Annotated in this window: 15 protein-coding genes and 1 pseudogene; 7 read left to right on the top strand and 9 right to left on the bottom strand. The window is 70.9% G+C overall.

Annotation, left to right across the window (positions count from 1 at the left end; genetic code table 11):
* Nucleotides 1–46: 46 nt before the first annotated feature.
* Together ACFVYN_RS33335 and ACFVYN_RS33330 are read right to left on the bottom strand one after the other, a co-directional pair.
* Nucleotides 47–688, bottom strand: coding sequence for a response regulator (locus ACFVYN_RS33335; protein ID WP_390005513.1), 642 nt, complete (start codon nucleotides 686–688; stop codon nucleotides 47–49).
* Nucleotides 685–1,854 carry a sensor histidine kinase gene (locus ACFVYN_RS33330; protein ID WP_390005510.1) on the bottom strand — a complete coding sequence of 390 codons (1,170 nt, stop codon included), beginning with the start codon at nucleotides 1,852–1,854 and terminating at the stop codon, nucleotides 685–687. Before ACFVYN_RS33330 ends, ACFVYN_RS33335 begins: the two co-directional genes overlap by 4 nt.
* A 150-nt stretch (nucleotides 1,855–2,004) precedes the next feature.
* Between ACFVYN_RS33330 and ACFVYN_RS33325 the strand changes: the two genes are divergently transcribed.
* Complete coding sequence (locus tag ACFVYN_RS33325; RefSeq protein WP_390005507.1) at nucleotides 2,005–2,535, top strand: hypothetical protein; 531 nt, start codon at nucleotides 2,005–2,007, stop codon at nucleotides 2,533–2,535.
* Here the strand turns inward: ACFVYN_RS33325 and ACFVYN_RS33320 are convergent.
* From ACFVYN_RS33320 to ACFVYN_RS33310, 3 genes are read right to left on the bottom strand one after another with little or no spacing between them, the layout of a single operon-like run.
* The gene (locus ACFVYN_RS33320) at nucleotides 2,532–3,104 is read right to left on the bottom strand and encodes a cob(I)yrinic acid a,c-diamide adenosyltransferase (RefSeq protein WP_390005505.1); all 573 of its coding nucleotides are present in this window, start codon (nucleotides 3,102–3,104) and stop codon (nucleotides 2,532–2,534) included. The genes ACFVYN_RS33325 and ACFVYN_RS33320 overlap by 4 nt on opposite strands.
* 13 nt (nucleotides 3,105–3,117) lie before the next feature.
* Entirely contained in the window at nucleotides 3,118–3,867 is a 750-nt protein-coding gene (locus ACFVYN_RS33315) for an ABC transporter permease (RefSeq protein ID WP_390005503.1), read from the bottom strand.
* A gap of 7 nt (nucleotides 3,868–3,874) precedes the next feature.
* Nucleotides 3,875–4,660: an ABC transporter ATP-binding protein gene (locus tag ACFVYN_RS33310; RefSeq protein ID WP_390005500.1), complete on the bottom strand. Its 786-nt coding sequence runs from the start codon at nucleotides 4,658–4,660 to the stop codon at nucleotides 3,875–3,877.
* 80 nt (nucleotides 4,661–4,740) lie between these two features.
* Here ACFVYN_RS33310 and ACFVYN_RS33305 point away from each other — a divergent pair, with 80 nt between their 5' ends.
* From ACFVYN_RS33305 to ACFVYN_RS33290, 4 genes are all read left to right on the top strand, one after another.
* Nucleotides 4,741–5,382 (top strand): TetR/AcrR family transcriptional regulator, encoded by a 642-nt coding sequence (locus tag ACFVYN_RS33305; protein ID WP_390005498.1) that lies wholly within the window; start codon nucleotides 4,741–4,743, stop codon nucleotides 5,380–5,382.
* 137 nt (nucleotides 5,383–5,519) lie between these two features.
* Nucleotides 5,520–6,368, top strand: coding sequence for a 3-hydroxyacyl-CoA dehydrogenase family protein (locus ACFVYN_RS33300; RefSeq protein ID WP_390005496.1), 849 nt, complete (start codon nucleotides 5,520–5,522; stop codon nucleotides 6,366–6,368).
* 171 nt (nucleotides 6,369–6,539) lie between these two features.
* Nucleotides 6,540–6,863 (top strand): STAS domain-containing protein, encoded by a 324-nt coding sequence (locus ACFVYN_RS33295; RefSeq protein ID WP_020136551.1) that lies wholly within the window; start codon nucleotides 6,540–6,542, stop codon nucleotides 6,861–6,863.
* 228 nt (nucleotides 6,864–7,091) lie between these two features.
* Nucleotides 7,092–9,614 (top strand): ATP-binding protein, encoded by a 2,523-nt coding sequence (locus ACFVYN_RS33290; protein ID WP_390005494.1) that lies wholly within the window; start codon nucleotides 7,092–7,094, stop codon nucleotides 9,612–9,614.
* 111 nt (nucleotides 9,615–9,725) lie between these two features.
* On the opposite strand, the gene nucS is transcribed toward ACFVYN_RS33290, so the two are convergent.
* Nucleotides 9,726–10,409 (bottom strand): endonuclease NucS, encoded by a 684-nt coding sequence (gene nucS, locus ACFVYN_RS33285; protein ID WP_390005492.1) that lies wholly within the window; start codon nucleotides 10,407–10,409, stop codon nucleotides 9,726–9,728.
* Between the two features lie 255 nt (nucleotides 10,410–10,664).
* On the opposite strand from nucS, the gene ACFVYN_RS33280 reads away from it, so the two are divergent.
* A complete protein-coding gene (locus ACFVYN_RS33280) occupies nucleotides 10,665–11,057 on the top strand; it encodes an SCO5389 family protein (RefSeq protein ID WP_007384741.1) in 393 nt (130 codons plus the stop codon).
* An 86-nt stretch (nucleotides 11,058–11,143) separates the two neighbouring features.
* Here ACFVYN_RS33280 and ACFVYN_RS33275 read toward each other — a convergent pair whose 3' ends face one another.
* Nucleotides 11,144–12,172: an LLM class flavin-dependent oxidoreductase gene (locus ACFVYN_RS33275; RefSeq protein WP_390005489.1), complete on the bottom strand. Its 1,029-nt coding sequence runs from the start codon at nucleotides 12,170–12,172 to the stop codon at nucleotides 11,144–11,146.
* Between the two features lie 223 nt (nucleotides 12,173–12,395).
* Here ACFVYN_RS33275 and ACFVYN_RS33270 point away from each other — a divergent pair, with 223 nt between their 5' ends.
* The gene (locus ACFVYN_RS33270) at nucleotides 12,396–12,737 is read left to right on the top strand and encodes a hypothetical protein (RefSeq protein WP_007384743.1); all 342 of its coding nucleotides are present in this window, start codon (nucleotides 12,396–12,398) and stop codon (nucleotides 12,735–12,737) included.
* Between the two features lie 7 nt (nucleotides 12,738–12,744).
* Here ACFVYN_RS33270 and ACFVYN_RS33265 read toward each other — a convergent pair whose 3' ends face one another.
* Together ACFVYN_RS33265 and ACFVYN_RS33260 are read right to left on the bottom strand one after the other, a co-directional pair.
* Nucleotides 12,745–13,620: an ABC transporter permease gene (locus ACFVYN_RS33265; RefSeq protein WP_390005486.1), complete on the bottom strand. Its 876-nt coding sequence runs from the start codon at nucleotides 13,618–13,620 to the stop codon at nucleotides 12,745–12,747.
* Nucleotides 13,617–14,165, bottom strand: a pseudogene (locus ACFVYN_RS33260) (ABC transporter ATP-binding protein); the annotation flags it as partial. The pseudogene ACFVYN_RS33260 and the gene ACFVYN_RS33265, both read right to left, overlap by 4 nt.

The following is a 14,165-nucleotide window of genomic DNA, read 5'->3' as shown; positions in this document are numbered from 1 at the left end:
TGGACCACAGGTCAATAGGTCTGGACCACTCTGGTTCACAACGCAACTAGACGCCCAACTCCTGTGCAAGCACTGCCGCTTGCACCCGGCTCCGCAGCTCCAGCTTCCCCAGCAGGCGGCTGACGTGGGTCTTCACCGTCGCCTCGGCCATGTCGAGGCGCCGTGCGATGTCCGCGTTGGACAGGCCTTCGCCGAGGCAGGAGAGCACCTCGCGTTCTCTGCGGGTGAGGGCGTCGAGAATGGCGGGATCGGCGGACGGCTCCCGCGCGGGTCCGGCGGCGAACTCGGCGATCAGACGGCGGGTGACGGCGGGCGCGATCAGCCCCTCCCCGCGCGCCACGGTCCGCACCGCCGCCAGCAGATCCCTGGCCTCGGTGTTCTTGAGCAGGAACCCGGACGCGCCCGCGCGCAGTGCCCCGAACACGTACTCGTCGAGATCGAACGTGGTCAGCACGAGGACGTCGGCGAGCCCCTCCGACACGACCGTCCGGGTCGCCGACACCCCGTCCAGGCGCGGCATCTGAATGTCCATCAGCACCACATCGGGTCGCAGCTCCCGGGCGCGCTCCACCGCCTGCTCACCGTCGGCCGCCTCGCCGACCACCTCGATGTCGGGTGCGCTGCGCAGAATGAGGACGAGCCCGGCGCGTACGGCGGACTGGTCCTCGGCGACGAGGACACGGATCATGCGGATTCTCCTTCCGGCACGGGGAGCGTGGCGCGTACGACCCACAGGGCGTCCTGCGGCCCGGCCCGGAAGGTGCCGCCGAGCAGCGCGGCCCGCTCCCGCATGCCGGCCAGTCCTGCACCGGAGCCGGGGGCCCGCGGGCCGTTCCGGTGGCCGTAGGGGCTGGTCACCCGGATGTCGAGCAGACCGTCGTGTCGGTCGAGGGCGACGGTGACGCGGCCGGGGCAGGCGTGCTTGAGGGCGTTGGTCAGGGACTCCTGGACGATGCGGTAGGCGGCGAGTTCGACCGGCGCGGGAACCCTGCCGTGGTCGTCGGTGTCGAGCCGCACGTCGAGGCCGTTGGCGCGGGCGCCGTCGACCAGTGCGGTGAGGCCGTCCAGGGTGGGGGAGGCGGCGGGCTCGGTGTCGCCGCCGGCATCACGCAGGATGCCGATCAGCCGCCGCATCTCGGCGAGGCCGGCCACGCTGTTCTCCCTGATGACGGCCAGCGCCTGCCGGGAGGTGGCCGCCTCGTCGATGGACAGCGCGGCCGTGGAGTGGATGGCGATCGCGGACAGGTGGTTCGCCACCATGTCGTGCAACTCCCGTGCCATCCGGGCCCGTTCGGCGGTCACGGCCTGGGCGCGGTCCATCTCGGCGAGCAGCGCGGTCTGTTCGGCGCGCAGCCGGGCGGCCTCGGCGGCGTCACGGTGGTCGCGCACGATCCACCCGGTGGCCGCGGGCCCGTACGCCACCACCCCCACGACCACGCCGATCAGCAGCGCCTCCGGCACCCGCCACACCGCGAACGGCACCAGCGTCCCGGCCACCGTGAGCAGCCCGGTGATCCACTGGATGCGGCGGGCCGAGGCGAGCGGGCCGTAGAGGACGGCCGCGTAGACGACGTCGGTGAACATCAGGATCGTGGCCAGATTGCCCTGGGTCACCAGGTCGGTGCAGATCGCCACGGTGCCGGTCAGCAGGGCCGTGCGGGGCGCCGTCCGGCGCAGCAGCTCGCAGCCGGCCAGCACGGTGAGCGGCACGAGGACCGGCCAGGGGCCGTCGAAGAGGGTGATCGGGTCGCTGGACGGCCGGGTGCCCAGGCCCATGCCGACCAGCAGCAGGCCGCCGAGCAGCCCGCCGGCCGCGATGTACACGTCGAAGCGGTGCGGGCGGGGGAGGGCCATGACTCCATCCAACACGGTGTCAGGGCGCCCCACCTGATCCCGGGGAACGGTCCTGGACTGCATCTTTCGATGTACGGCGGTTTCGTCACCGACTACGACGCAAGCGGCCGCGCGCGTCGAGAGCCTGGAGGACAGACGAAGGGAGTGGTCGTGGTCGTCGGACTGATCGTCGCCTGCGAGGTGGCCTTCTGGGTGCTGCTGGCAGCCGGGCTGACCTTCCGCTACGGGCTGCGCATGCCCCGCGTCGGACTGGCCCTGCTTTTGTGCGAGCCGCTGCTGGAGCTCGTGCTGTTCACGGTCACCGCGATCGACCTGAAGAACGGTGCCGAGCCCGACTGGAGGCACGGCTTGGCCGCCGTCTACATCGGCTTCACCGTGGGCCTCGGTCACTCGACGATCAAGTGGGCGGACGCACAGGTCGCCCACCGGTTCGCGGGCGGCCCACCGCCGGTGAAGCCGCCGAAGTACGGCACGGCCCGCGCGCTCCACGAGTGGAAGGTCGCGGGCCGCTGGATCCTGGCCGCGGTGGTCGCCGTCGCACTGCTCCAGGCCGCGGTCTGGTACGTCGGCGACGGGCAGGCCGACTCGCTGCGCGCCTGGCAGCAGCGCATGCTGTGGCTGATCGGCATGAACATCCTCATCGCCGGCAGCTACACCCTGTTCCCCAAGCGCGAGCGCTAACGCTCCCCGCCCGGGACCCACAGCACGTCCCCGACGTCCTTGTTGGCCGTACGGGCCAGGATGAACAGCAGATCCGACAGACGGTTCAGGTAGGTCGCCGTGAGCGGATTCATGTGGTCTCCGTGGACCTCCAGCGCCGCCCACGTCGAGCGCTCGGCCCGACGTACGACCGTGCAGGCCTGGTGGAGCAGGGCCGCGCCCGGGGTGCCGCCGGGGAGGATGAAGGAGCGGAGCTTCTCCAGCCGCTCGTTGAAGCGGTCGCAGTCCGCCTCCAGCTTGTCGACGTAGAACTGCTCGACACGCAGGGGCGGGAACTCGGGGTTCTCGGCCACGGGCGTCGAGAGATCGGCTCCGACATCGAACAGGTCGTTCTGCACCCGGGTGAGGACCGTGACGACCTCCTCGTCGAGGCCGCCCAGCGCGATCGCCGTGCCGATCACCGCGTTCGCCTCGTTGGCGTCCGCGTACGCGGAGATCCGCAGATCGGTCTTGGCGACCCGGCTCATGTCACCGAGTGCGGTGGTGCCCCGGTCGCCGGTCCTGGTGTAGATGCGCGTCAGATTGACCATGAGGCCAGCGTAGTTACGCCCCGGACGGCCGGAAGACCCGTGTGCCCACCGTCACGGCGAGTCCCGCGAGGGCCACGGCGACCACGACGCCGTACAGCATGTGAGGCGTCGTGTACGAGCCGACGTACGCGTCCCGCATGGCGTCCACCAGATAGCGCAGCGGCATGAGGTGGGAGAGGACGTCCAGCCAGGCCGGGCCGAGGGTCATCGGGAGCATGAGGCCGGACAGCAGCATCGACGGCATCGACACGGCGTTGATCAGCGGGCCGAACTCCTGGGGCGTACGGACCCTCATCGCCAGCGCGTACGACAGCGAGGCCAGCGAGACGGTCAGCAGAGCGACGAACGCGAAGCCGATCAGGATCCCGGTGAGCGGGGCCCGGAGCCCCATCGCCACCGCGGCGAGGACCAGCAGCACTGCCTGGAAGACGAACACGGTGGCGTCGCGCAGCACCCGGCCCAGCAGCAGGGCGAGCCGGCTGACGGGGGTGACCCGCATCCGCTCCACCACGCCCTGGCCTTTCTCCATGATGATCAGGAAGCCGGCGAACAACGCCCCGAGCAGCCCCAGCTGGAGCAGCAGCCCGGGCACGAGGACCTGCCAGGAGCTGCCCTGTCCGCCGAGCGGCAGATCGGTGAGGAGCGGGCCGAAGAACAGCAGATACAGCAGCGGCGTCAGCACGCCGAAGAGCAGGGCGATGCGGGAGCGCAGCGACTGGCGGAGGTAGCGGCCGTAGATGAGAGCGGTGTCCTGGAGCAGCATGGGGTTCCTATACGGCTACGGGGGCGGCGTCGGTCGGTGTGGCGCTGCGGCCGGTGATCGCGAGGAAGGTGTCCTGGAGCGAGGCGTCGATCGAGCCCGCGAACTCCAGCTTCAGCCTGGCCGGTGTGCCCTCCGCCACGACCACGCCCTGATCGACGATCACCAGACGGTCGGAGAGGGCGTCGGCCTCGTCGAGGTAGTGGGTGGTCAGGAAGACGGTCGTGCCGTACTCGTCGCGCAGACGGCGGATCAGGTCCCACAGGTCGGCGCGGCTGGCGGGGTCGAGTCCGGTGGTCGGCTCGTCCAGGAACAGCACCTTCGGCCGGTGCGTGAGCGCCATCGCGATGTCCAGGCGGCGGCGCTGGCCGCCGGAGAGCGTGCCGCACCTGCGGTCGAGCAGGTCGGTGAGACCGAGGTCGCGGGCCAGCTCCGTGGCGCGGGCGATGGCCTGGTCCTTCGGCAGCCGGTAGAGCCGCCCCTGCGTGATCAGCTCCTCCCGCACGGAGATCTGCGGATCCACCCCGCCCGACTGGGCCACGTACCCGCACGCCCGCCGCACCCCCGCGGCGTCGGTCGCGAGGTCGCAGCCGGCGACGGTGGCCGCGCCGCCGGTGGGCGCCAACAGGGTCGTGAGCATCCGCAGGGTGGTCGTCTTCCCGGCGCCGTTCGGGCCCAGGAAGCCGAGGATCTCGCCCTCGCGGACGGTGAGATCGATTCCTCGGACGGCCTCGACGGGGCCGTGCTTGGTCTGGAAGGCGCGGGCCAGTCCGGCCGCGCTGATGACGGTAGCCATGGAGCCAGAAAAACAGAGTCCCTGAAATTTTGCAATGACTCCAAAAATTAAGGATGCCCAAGAACGGTTAGGATCGGGAGATGGCAGAGGGGCTCAGGGAGCGGAAGAAGCGGCAGACCCGGCAGTACATCTCGGACGTCGCGACCGGCCTGTTCATCGAGCGGGGATTCGACGCGGTGACCGTCGCCGAGATCGCCGAGGCCGCGAACGTCTCCGTCAACACCGTCTACAACTACTTCCCGGCCAAGGAGGACCTCTTCCTCGACCGCAGCAAAGGCATCGTCGACCGGCTCTCGCGCTGGGTGCGCGGCCGGGACGTCGGGGAGTCGGCGGCCGCGGCCGTGCTGAGGGAGCTGCGCGCCGAGGTCGAGGCGGTCTCGCCGCGGGTCGGCCTGCTGGCGGGCTACGACCGTTTCATGCGGGTCGTCCAGGACGCGCCGACGCTCCGCTCCCGGCTGTGGAGCATCCAGCAGGAGGTCCAGGAGAACCTGGAGGCGACCCTGCGCGAGGAGACCGGCGCCGCGCCCGGCGATCCGCTGCCCGCCCTGATCGCCGGTCAGATCAACTGGCTCCACCAGACGGTCATCGGCAGTATCGGACGCGAGATGGCCGCCGGGCGCAAACCGGACGAAGTGTCACGAGAGGCGCTCGCGCTTCTCGACGACATTGAGGAGCTGTTGAGCGATAAGGTGCTCAACTACGCCGTACGAGACCACTCGTGACAGCTACCGGTGTGATGTCCGTCAGATGAGACGTGACGCGCATTACTAACCGGTCACACAGCCCTTCACGAGCGCTAGTGTCCGCCGCAGAGGCAACGTAAACAGGGCGTAAGGCGTTTCAAAGGGGAGTCGCAACAGTGGCACGGAAGCTTGCCGTCATCGGCGCCGGCTTGATGGGTTCCGGCATCGCCCAGGTCTCCGCCCAGGCGGGCTGGGACGTGGTCCTGAGAGACGTCACCGACGAGGCGCTGCAGCGCGGCACCGACGGAATCAAGGCTTCGTACGACAAGTTCGTGAGCAAGGGCAAACTGGAAGCGCACGACGCCGACGCGGCCCTCGCCCGGATCACCGCGACCACCGACCTGGACGCGGCCGCCGACGCCGACATCGTCGTCGAGGCCGTCTTCGAGAAGCTCGAAGTCAAGCACGAGATCTTCCGCGCGCTCGACAAGATCGTGCGTCCGGACGCCGTACTGGCCTCCAACACCTCCGCGATCCCGATCACCAAGATCGCGGCGGCCACCGAGCGCCCGGAGCGGGTCGTCGGCGTGCACTTCTTCTCACCGGTGCCGATGATGCAGCTCGTCGAGCTGGTCCGCGGCTACAAGACGAGCGACGAAACCCTCGCCACCGCGCGGGAGTTCGCCGAGTCCGTCGGCAAGACGTGCATCGTCGTCAACCGGGACGTGGCGGGGTTCGTGACCACCCGTCTCATCTCCGCCCTCGTCGTCGAGGCGACCAAGCTCTACGAGTCGGGCGTCGCGACCGCCGAGGACATCGACCTCGCCTGCAAGCTGGGCTTCGGCCACGCCATGGGACCGCTCGCCACGGCGGACCTGACCGGCGTCGACATCCTGCTGCACGCCACCAGCAACATCTACACCGAGTCCCAGGACGAGAAGTTCGCCCCGCCGGAGCTGATGCGCCGGATGGTGGACGCCGGTGACATCGGGCGCAAGAGCGGGCAGGGCTTTTACAAGCACTGACGGTTTTTCCGTCACCGTAACCGCACAAGCCCCTCTGGTTTCACACCCGAGGGTGAATTCGGTATCGGTTCGCTTACGGACGGCAACCTCTGGCCGCCCAACGCAGTCAGAGGTGTCATCACTGGACATGCACATTCGTTGGAGTACTCCACGCACTCACGGGGAGCGCATATGTACATCAGGGGCGACCACGCCGAGCTGGTCGTCGGGGGCCGCCTCGACGTCCGCAGCGCGGCGGACGCCCGTACGGTCCTGCACTCGGCCGTCGACGACGGAGCCGGCGACCTGGTGCTCGACCTGTCCGAGCTGGATTCCTGGGACGCCACCGGCCTCGGGGTGATCATGGGGGCCCACCGCAGGGCCGGCCGCTGCGGCCGCCGACTGGTGCTGCGCGACGTACCGCCGCAGATGCAGCGCCTCCTGGTCGCCACCCGGCTGCACCGGATCCTGGCGATCGAGGGCGGCATCGGCGTGGAGTCCCTGCCCCGCGTCTGACCCGGCCGCCGTGACGACACGCATGTCACGCGCAATCCTCACGAGACTGTGACGTCTCGGACGGCGCGGTACCCCGGGCTGTCGTAGATACTGTGCGAAGGTTTAGGGTTCGGTCGCCCGCTGCCACATTCCCTTCGAGCGGGCCCGGACCAGAAGCGACAGCGCGGTGAGCTGCAGGCCGGGAGGGCCACTGACGGCACACGAGACGCTTTTGGGGGGCTTGAACCTATGGACCCGAACAACCGGGGACCCGAGGAGTACGGCCATGACGAAGACGGCGGCTCGCCGCGTCAGCGGCCTCCCAGGGACTCCCTCACATCCGACTTCGGCCAGCACTCGCCCACGCTCGCCCGCACCGTGCAACTCGTCGCGGGTGACTTCCTGCTCACCGTCAACCCCGTCGACGGCAGCGAGATAGAGGCCTGCCCGCCCGGCGAGCGCCCCGGACGGCCCGAGAAGTACGGTGCCGCCGCACGCGCCGAGGTGGACCGCGCGGCCCGCCCGCCCGTCCCACCAGGACCGACCCGCACCGCGCCGCCGCTCCTGGCCCGCCAGGACGAGCGCGAGCGACTCGTACGGCTGCTCGCCCGCGGCCGCTCGGTACGCCTGACCGGCCCCGCCGGCTCCGGCCGCACCAGCCTCCTCGACCTCGTCGCCGAGGACTGCTCGGACCTCGCCCCCGACGGCGTGGTCCGCCTCACCGGCTTCCACCGCACGGCGAGCGAGCTGCTGTACGACCTCTACTACGCCGTCTTCGACTCGCCCCTGCACCGCCCGGACCGGGACGAACTGTTCTCCTGCGTCCGTGAGATCGGCGCGGTCGTCGTCCTGGACGACATCGAGTTCGGCGGCACGGCCCTCGACGAACTGCTCGACGCCACCCCCGAGTGCGCCTTCGTGATCGGTGCCACGCCCGACGTGCCCGCGCCCTCGGCCGACTCCGCCGTCGAGGAGGTCTTCCTCGGCGGCCTGGAGCGCGCCGACGGCGTGGAGCTCCTGGAGCGTTCCGTCGCACGGGTGCTGACGGAGGAGGAGTCGAACTGGGCGGGCGACCTCTGGTTCGAGTCCGAGGGCCTGCCCCTGCGCTTCGTCCAGGCCGGCGCCCTGCTCAGGCAGCGCGACCGGGTGCGGGCCGACGCGAACGCCGTCGACGAGTTCGGTGTCTTCGCGGACGCGGCCCCGGCCGACGCCCCGGTCACCCCCGACGAGGGCGAGGAGGTCCCCCTTCCCGCGCTCGGCGAGGCCGCGGCACCCGCCCCGCTGCTCGCCTCCCGGCTGAGCGAGTCCGCCCGTGCCACCCTGCGGTTCGCCGTCGCGCTCGGCGGCGAGGTGCCCCACCAGGCGCACCTGCCCGCCCTCATCGGCGACACCCACGCGGACGCCGCCCTCGGTGAGCTCGCGGACTGCGGTCTGGTCTCCCCGGTCGGCTCCCGCTACCGGCTCGCCGCCGGTGTCCTCACCCAGCTGGAGGCCGCCGGATACGGCGACGACACCGAGAGCCGGGCCCACACCGCCGCCCGGCACTACGCCTGGTGGGCCGGACACCCCTCGGTCACCCCCGAGCGGGTGTGCGCGGAGGCCGACGCCCTGCTCGCCGCCCTCGCCGTCCTGGTCCCGGCGACCACCGCGCCCGACGAGGACGAGGAGGCCGTCACCGTGCAGCTGGCCCGCACGGCGGCGCCCGCGTTCGCCGCCGGCGGCCACTGGGGCGCCTGGGAGCGTGCGCTGCGGGCCGGTTCCGAGGCCTCCCGGCTGGCCGGTGAGGTGTCCGAACAGGCCTACTTCCACCACGAGCTCGGCATCCTCGCGCTCTGCGGCGGACAGCTCGACCGGGCCCGCGCCGAACTGGAGTCCTCCATCGGCCTGCGCGGCGCCCTCGCCGACAAGCGCGGCACCGTCGCGGGCCGCCGCGCCCTCACCCTGGTCTCCGACCGGGACGGCAGCGCGCCCGGCCTGGCCGTCGGCCTCGGCGCGACGGCGGGCGAGGAGGTGCCCGACGCCCGGTACGACGAGTCCGCCTCACCGCCCAGGGGAGTCCCCGCGGCCTTCCCGACGCTGCAGCCGCCGGTCGACTCCCAGACGATCGTCGTCCATCGCTCGCCGTCCACGCCCGTGCCCTCGCGCAAGGCCCGCGGCGGACTCAAGGGCCTCGCCAAGCGCAACCTCGTCGCCGCCGGCGCGGGTGCACTGCTGGTCGCGGTCCTCGGCACGGTCGTGACGCTGGGCGCCACCTCCGGCAACGACCCGAACGCCCCGTCCAACGAGGTGGGCCCCAACCCGTCGGCCAGCGTCGGCATCGACGACGGCAACCTCGGCGCGGACGTCCCGAAGAACGACGACGGCAACGGCGACACGGGTACGGCCACATCCCGCCCGACCGACCCGGGGCCCGACGGGACGTACGGGACTTCGGACGATCCGACGCCCACGGGGGCGGCGGAGCCTTCGGACACGCCGAGTGGGACGAAGGGGCCGGGGAGCAGCGGTACGCCGACGTCCCCGAAGCCGACGTCGCCCAAGCCCTCGACGTCGTCGACACCCACGCGTCCCAGTACACCGACCGCGTCGGCGTCCGAGTCGCCGAAGCCTTCGGACACGCCGACGTCCACGCCCACCCCGACCGGCACGACGGCCCCCACCACCTCCACCTCGGCCAGCGGCCCCGCCTCCTCCGCCCCGGTGGAGACCAGCAGCTCGGCCGGCGCCCCGGAGAGCAGCACGGTGAGCTCACCGAGCGGGTCCGTCATCTAGACACCGCGCGCGACACAAGAGGGCCGGGTCCAGGAAGCGGACCCGGCCCTCGTCGTCGTAGAAGTCGCAGAAGTCGCAGAAGTTGCAGAAGTCGTAGAAGAAGCGGCGTTGTCAGAACAGCCGCAGTTTGTCGTCCTCGATGCCCCGCAGCGCGTCGTAGTCCATGACGTGGCAGCCGATACCGCGGTCGGTCGCGAGGACGCGGGCCTGGGGCTTGATCTCCTGGGCGGCGAAGATGCCGCGGACCGGGGCGAGATGGGGATCGCGGTTCAACAGCTCGAGGTAGCGGGTGAGTTGCTCGACGCCGTCGATCTCGCCGCGCCGCTTGATCTCCACCGCGACCGTCCGGCCCTCGGCGTCCCGGCACAGGATGTCGACCGGGCCGATGGCCGTCATGTACTCGCGGCGGATCAGGGTGTAGCCGTCGCCGAGCGTTTCGATGCGGTCGGCGAGCAGTTCTTGAAGGTGTGCTTCCACGCCGTCCTTGATCAGGCCAGGATCCACGCCGAGTTCGTGCGAGGAGTCGTGGAGGACTTCCTCCATCGTGATGATGAGCTTCTCGCCCGCCTTGTTGATGACGGTCCAGACGCCCACGGCACCCTCGGGAAAGTCCCCGGTCTCCTCCTTCAGCGTGCAGGGCGGCGACATCCAGTTCAGGGGCTTGTAGGCCCGGTCGTCGGCGTGGATGGAGACGCTGCCGTCGGCCTTCACCAGGATCAGACGGGGGGCCGAGGGCAGGTGGGCGGTGAGCCGGCCCGCGTAGTCGACGGAACACCGGGCAATGACGAGACGCATGGTCGGCAACGCTACTCGACGGGCGCATGTCCACGCGATTCGGCCCGTAAGGCTGTGGAGAAACCCTGTTCACTTGTGGCCGATTGTGGGCCTGTTGGGAGTGCCCTTTGTTCGCATTCTCCTGGTGCCGTCACCGTCCGTTGCCTACCGTAGTAAACGGGAGGTCGCGAGGCGTGTACTGAGCGTGTCCGGCAGCGCGAACTCCCTCATCTGTCCGGCAACCCCTGAGCGATCAGGGGTGCGAGAGGAGAACCCATGTCGCTCGACGTCTCACCGGCCCTACTCGAGAAGGCCGAGCGAGGCGAGGTCGACGAAGCCGAATTCGTCGACTGCGTCCGGACCTCCCTGCCCTACGCATGGGAGATGATCAGCTCCCTGGTGGCCCAGCTGAAGGTCGACGGCGGCAACTTCGCCGACAACCAGACGCCCCCGCCGGACGAGCAGGCACGCGGTCAGCTGCTGCGTGCGCTTGCGAGTGACGCGATACGCGGCGCGCTGCAGCGGCACTTCGGTGTGCGGCTGGCCTTCCAGAACTGCCACCGGGTGGCGGTGTTCCCGTTGGACTCCTCGGTCGACGAGACGCTGGTCCGCTTCACCTCGGTGCGCAGCCAACTGCTGAACCAGTCTCCGGAGTTCCGGGACTGCTGACGCGGCGCCGCTCGCTTGCCGCTCCGTACGCGGGAGGTGCATCAGTACCGGGGCGGCAAGCTCCCGCCGGACAGGGTTGTTCCGATTCAGGACAGATGCGGCAGCACTTCCGCACCCAGCCGCCGTACGTTCTCCTCGGTGGCCGCCAGGTCTCCCGAGCCCTCGACGAGCAGGGCGAAACGGGTGACGCCCGTGCGTTCGCTGGTCGCCGCCAGGCGGTCGGCGGCGAGCCGCGGGGTGCCCACCGGGTGCAGTCCGCAGAGCAGTTCGGTGTAGGCCACCGGATCGCGCATCTGCCGCGCGCGGCCGTCGACCGTGACATGGGCGCCGAGTCCCTGCCTGAGCCAGCCCGGCATCGCCTTCACCAGGGCCTCCACCGCGTCCGTGCGCCGGTCCGCGAGCTGGCAGACACCGGCGGAGACATGGGGCGCGTCCAGGACCTTCTCCGGCGCGTGGCCGGCGGCGCGCGCCTGCCTGCGCCACAGCGCGACCATCTCCGCCTTCTCCTCGTCCCCGACATGCATCCCGAGCAGCATCGGCAGCCCGCGCTCGGCCGCCAGCCGGACGCTCGCCGGGGAGGTGCAGGCGACGATCACCTCGGGACCCGCCACTTCCGTGAGCGCCTCCGACGGCCGTGGGACCACCGGTACTTCGCGGAACCGGAAGCGCTCGCCGTCCGCCCCGACGGACGGCTCGCGCAGCCAGCGCACCAGCAGATCGAGTGATTCCGGGAAGCCCTTCTCGTAGGCCTCAAGACCCGACCCGAACACCTCCAGGTCGACCCACGGGCCGCCGCGCCCCACGCCCAGCGAGAAGCGTCCGCCGCTCGTCAGGTGCAGCAGTGCGGCCTGCTCCCCGAGGGCCACCGGGTGCACCGTGGGCAGCACGCTCACGGCGGTGCCGACACGGATGCGGCGGGTGCGGCCCAGCAGCAAGGCCGCCAAAGTGATCGCCGACGGACAGGTGCCGTACGGCACGAAGTGGTGTTCTGCCAGCCAGACCGCGTCGAGTCCGGCCTCTTCCGCGACCTCGGCCGTGCGGACCGCGCGGTGCAGTGCCTCTCCCTGGCCCTGCCCCGGGAACTGGGCCGCCAACACGAAACTTCCCACGTGCATGTGCTTTTCCTGCTTCCTTGGCTCCGACACGGAGCTCCCCCACACGGCATAACCGTCTGACACGTGCCGAGGACACGGCCTGGCGGAGAGATTTGCCGATTGTCTGCAGAATGGGTCGCCCCGGAGGGGGACTTGTGGGGGTTGGTGCCCTACGCGTACCCCGCCCTGTCCCGCGTAGGCTGGACAAGGTCCGTGCTCCCTGTATAGCCCCGTGAGGTGTCCTGTGTCCCCGCGTCGCAACCGACCCAAGGGTTCCGGTTCGTCGGACTCGGCCGGCCGGAGTGCCGAGGACGACCGGTCCGGCCGGTACGGCGGCTTCCAGTCCTCGACGCACTGGCAGGGTGAGGACTGGAACATCCGGCATGTGGCGGGGGCGAGCGCGCAGGGCAAGACGTACCGCTGCCCGGGCTGCGACCAGATGATCCCGGACGGCGTGCCGCACGTGGTGGCCTGGCCGGACCACTCGGGTGTCGACGAGCGCAGACACTGGCACAAGGCGTGCTGGAACGCACGGGACCGCCGCACCACGCGGGTGCAGCGGTCCCGTAACGCGCCGAGGTTCTAGGGCTGTTCTACACGTCCCGCTTCTCCAGCAGGGCGAAGGCGCCGGCGAACGCGACGGCCGTCACGCCGAGGATGATCCACAGCGGGTCCCAGCCCGAAGGGCCGGAGTCGGTGAGGGAATTGGAGTAGAACACGCTGAGCTGGTTCGGGATGGAGTACTCGAACAGCGCCTGGCGCAGGTCCGCCAGGGACTGCGAGACCATGAACAGCGCGAGGACCAGCGGGGCCAGCACGACACCGATCATGAGGGTGACCGCGCCCGCCGAGTGCCGGATGATCGAGCCGACGATCAGCGAGAGCAGACCGAGCAGCGCGACGTAGAGCGAGATGCCCAGGGTGCCCTTCAGCCACTCCTGGCCGGTCGGGGTGCGGGCGCCGTCCAGCAGGGCCACGTCCGCGAGGGCGACGACGACGACCGGGACGAGGGTGGCCACGAAGGCGACGGTGAAGAACACGATCGCCTTCGCCGCGAGGACCCGGCCGCGCGAGGGGCAGGCGACCATCGTCGTACGGATCATCCCGGTGCCGTACTCCGAGGCCGTGGTCAGCACGCCGAGCGTCATGATGCACATGCTGCCGAGCAGCAGACCGAAGAAGCCCAGGAGCAGCGGGCTGTCGCCCGCCATGCTCTCCGGCGAGGAGTTGGCCGCGACCAGGGCGGCGGCCCCCAGCCCGATCCCGACGACGAGCAGCACGAACACGCCCAGCGTCCAGATCGTCGACCGCACCGAGCGGATCTTCGTCCACTCCGATGCGATGGCGTGCCCGAGATGCGTGCGCACGACGGGGATCGGCGAGGTGTAACCGGGGTACGACGGCCCGCCCGCCTGCCGGTTCGGCACGGCGGCCTGGGCCTGCTGCATCGAAGGCTGCGGGGTGCTCATCGGGCGTCCTCGGGCTGGGTCGGGGTGGTGGCGGATCCCTGCGGGGCAGGAGCGGCGGCCGGTGCGGGTGCCTGCGGCGCGGGAGCGGGCGCAGGCGGGGCGGCCGGGGGCTGGGGATGGGCGTACGGGTTGGGCATACCCGCGCCGGGGCCGCCGTAGGGACCCGGCTGCGCCTGGCCCTGCGGGCCCGCGAACGGCTGCCCGCCCTGCTGGGGCGGCGGCGGGGCGTACCAGTCCGGCTGGCCCTGCCCCGGGACGGGCATGGGGGGCTGCGCGCCCGGCGGGAGGGGCTGCATCAGGCCCGCCTTCTGGTCGATGGTCGAGCGGTAGTCCACCGCCCCCTGCGTCATCCGCATGTACGCCTCCTCCAGCGAGGCCTGGTGCGGCGACAGCTCCCACAGGCGTACGTCCGTGTCGTGCGCGATGTCGCTGATGCGGGGGAGCGGCAGCCCCGTCACCCGCAGCGCCCCGTCCTGCTCCGGCAGGACGTGCCCGCCCGCCTCCGTGATCGCGGACGACAGCTTCTCGCGCAGCTGCGGCTCGGT

This window comes from Streptomyces sp. NPDC058307 (genome assembly GCF_042880295.1).
In the GTDB taxonomy this organism is placed as follows: Bacteria; Actinomycetota; Actinomycetes; order Streptomycetales; family Streptomycetaceae; genus Streptomyces.
The sequence above is the reverse complement of the archived record's forward strand: the minus strand, read 5'-3'. Positions and strand labels throughout refer to the sequence as shown.

Coding starts and splice junctions, on each gene's coding strand:
- ACFVYN_RS33335 (WP_390005513.1), bottom strand. CDS start 688: ATGATCCGTGTCCTCGTCGCCGAGGACCAGTCCGCCGTACGCGCCGGG.
- ACFVYN_RS33330 (WP_390005510.1), bottom strand. CDS start 1,854: ATGGCCCTCCCCCGCCCGCACCGCTTCGACGTGTACATCGCGGCCGGC.
- ACFVYN_RS33320 (WP_390005505.1), bottom strand. CDS start 3,104: ATGGTCAATCTGACGCGCATCTACACCAGGACCGGCGACCGGGGCACC.
- ACFVYN_RS33315 (WP_390005503.1), bottom strand. CDS start 3,867: ATGCTGCTCCAGGACACCGCTCTCATCTACGGCCGCTACCTCCGCCAG.
- ACFVYN_RS33310 (WP_390005500.1), bottom strand. CDS start 4,660: ATGGCTACCGTCATCAGCGCGGCCGGACTGGCCCGCGCCTTCCAGACC.
- ACFVYN_RS33305 (WP_390005498.1), top strand. CDS start 4,741: ATGGCAGAGGGGCTCAGGGAGCGGAAGAAGCGGCAGACCCGGCAGTAC.
- ACFVYN_RS33295 (WP_020136551.1), top strand. CDS start 6,540: ATGTACATCAGGGGCGACCACGCCGAGCTGGTCGTCGGGGGCCGCCTC.
- ACFVYN_RS33290 (WP_390005494.1), top strand. CDS start 7,092: ATGGACCCGAACAACCGGGGACCCGAGGAGTACGGCCATGACGAAGAC.
- nucS (WP_390005492.1), bottom strand. CDS start 10,409: ATGCGTCTCGTCATTGCCCGGTGTTCCGTCGACTACGCGGGCCGGCTC.
- ACFVYN_RS33280 (WP_007384741.1), top strand. CDS start 10,665: ATGTCGCTCGACGTCTCACCGGCCCTACTCGAGAAGGCCGAGCGAGGC.
- ACFVYN_RS33275 (WP_390005489.1), bottom strand. CDS start 12,172: ATGCACGTGGGAAGTTTCGTGTTGGCGGCCCAGTTCCCGGGGCAGGGC.
- ACFVYN_RS33265 (WP_390005486.1), bottom strand. CDS start 13,620: ATGAGCACCCCGCAGCCTTCGATGCAGCAGGCCCAGGCCGCCGTGCCG.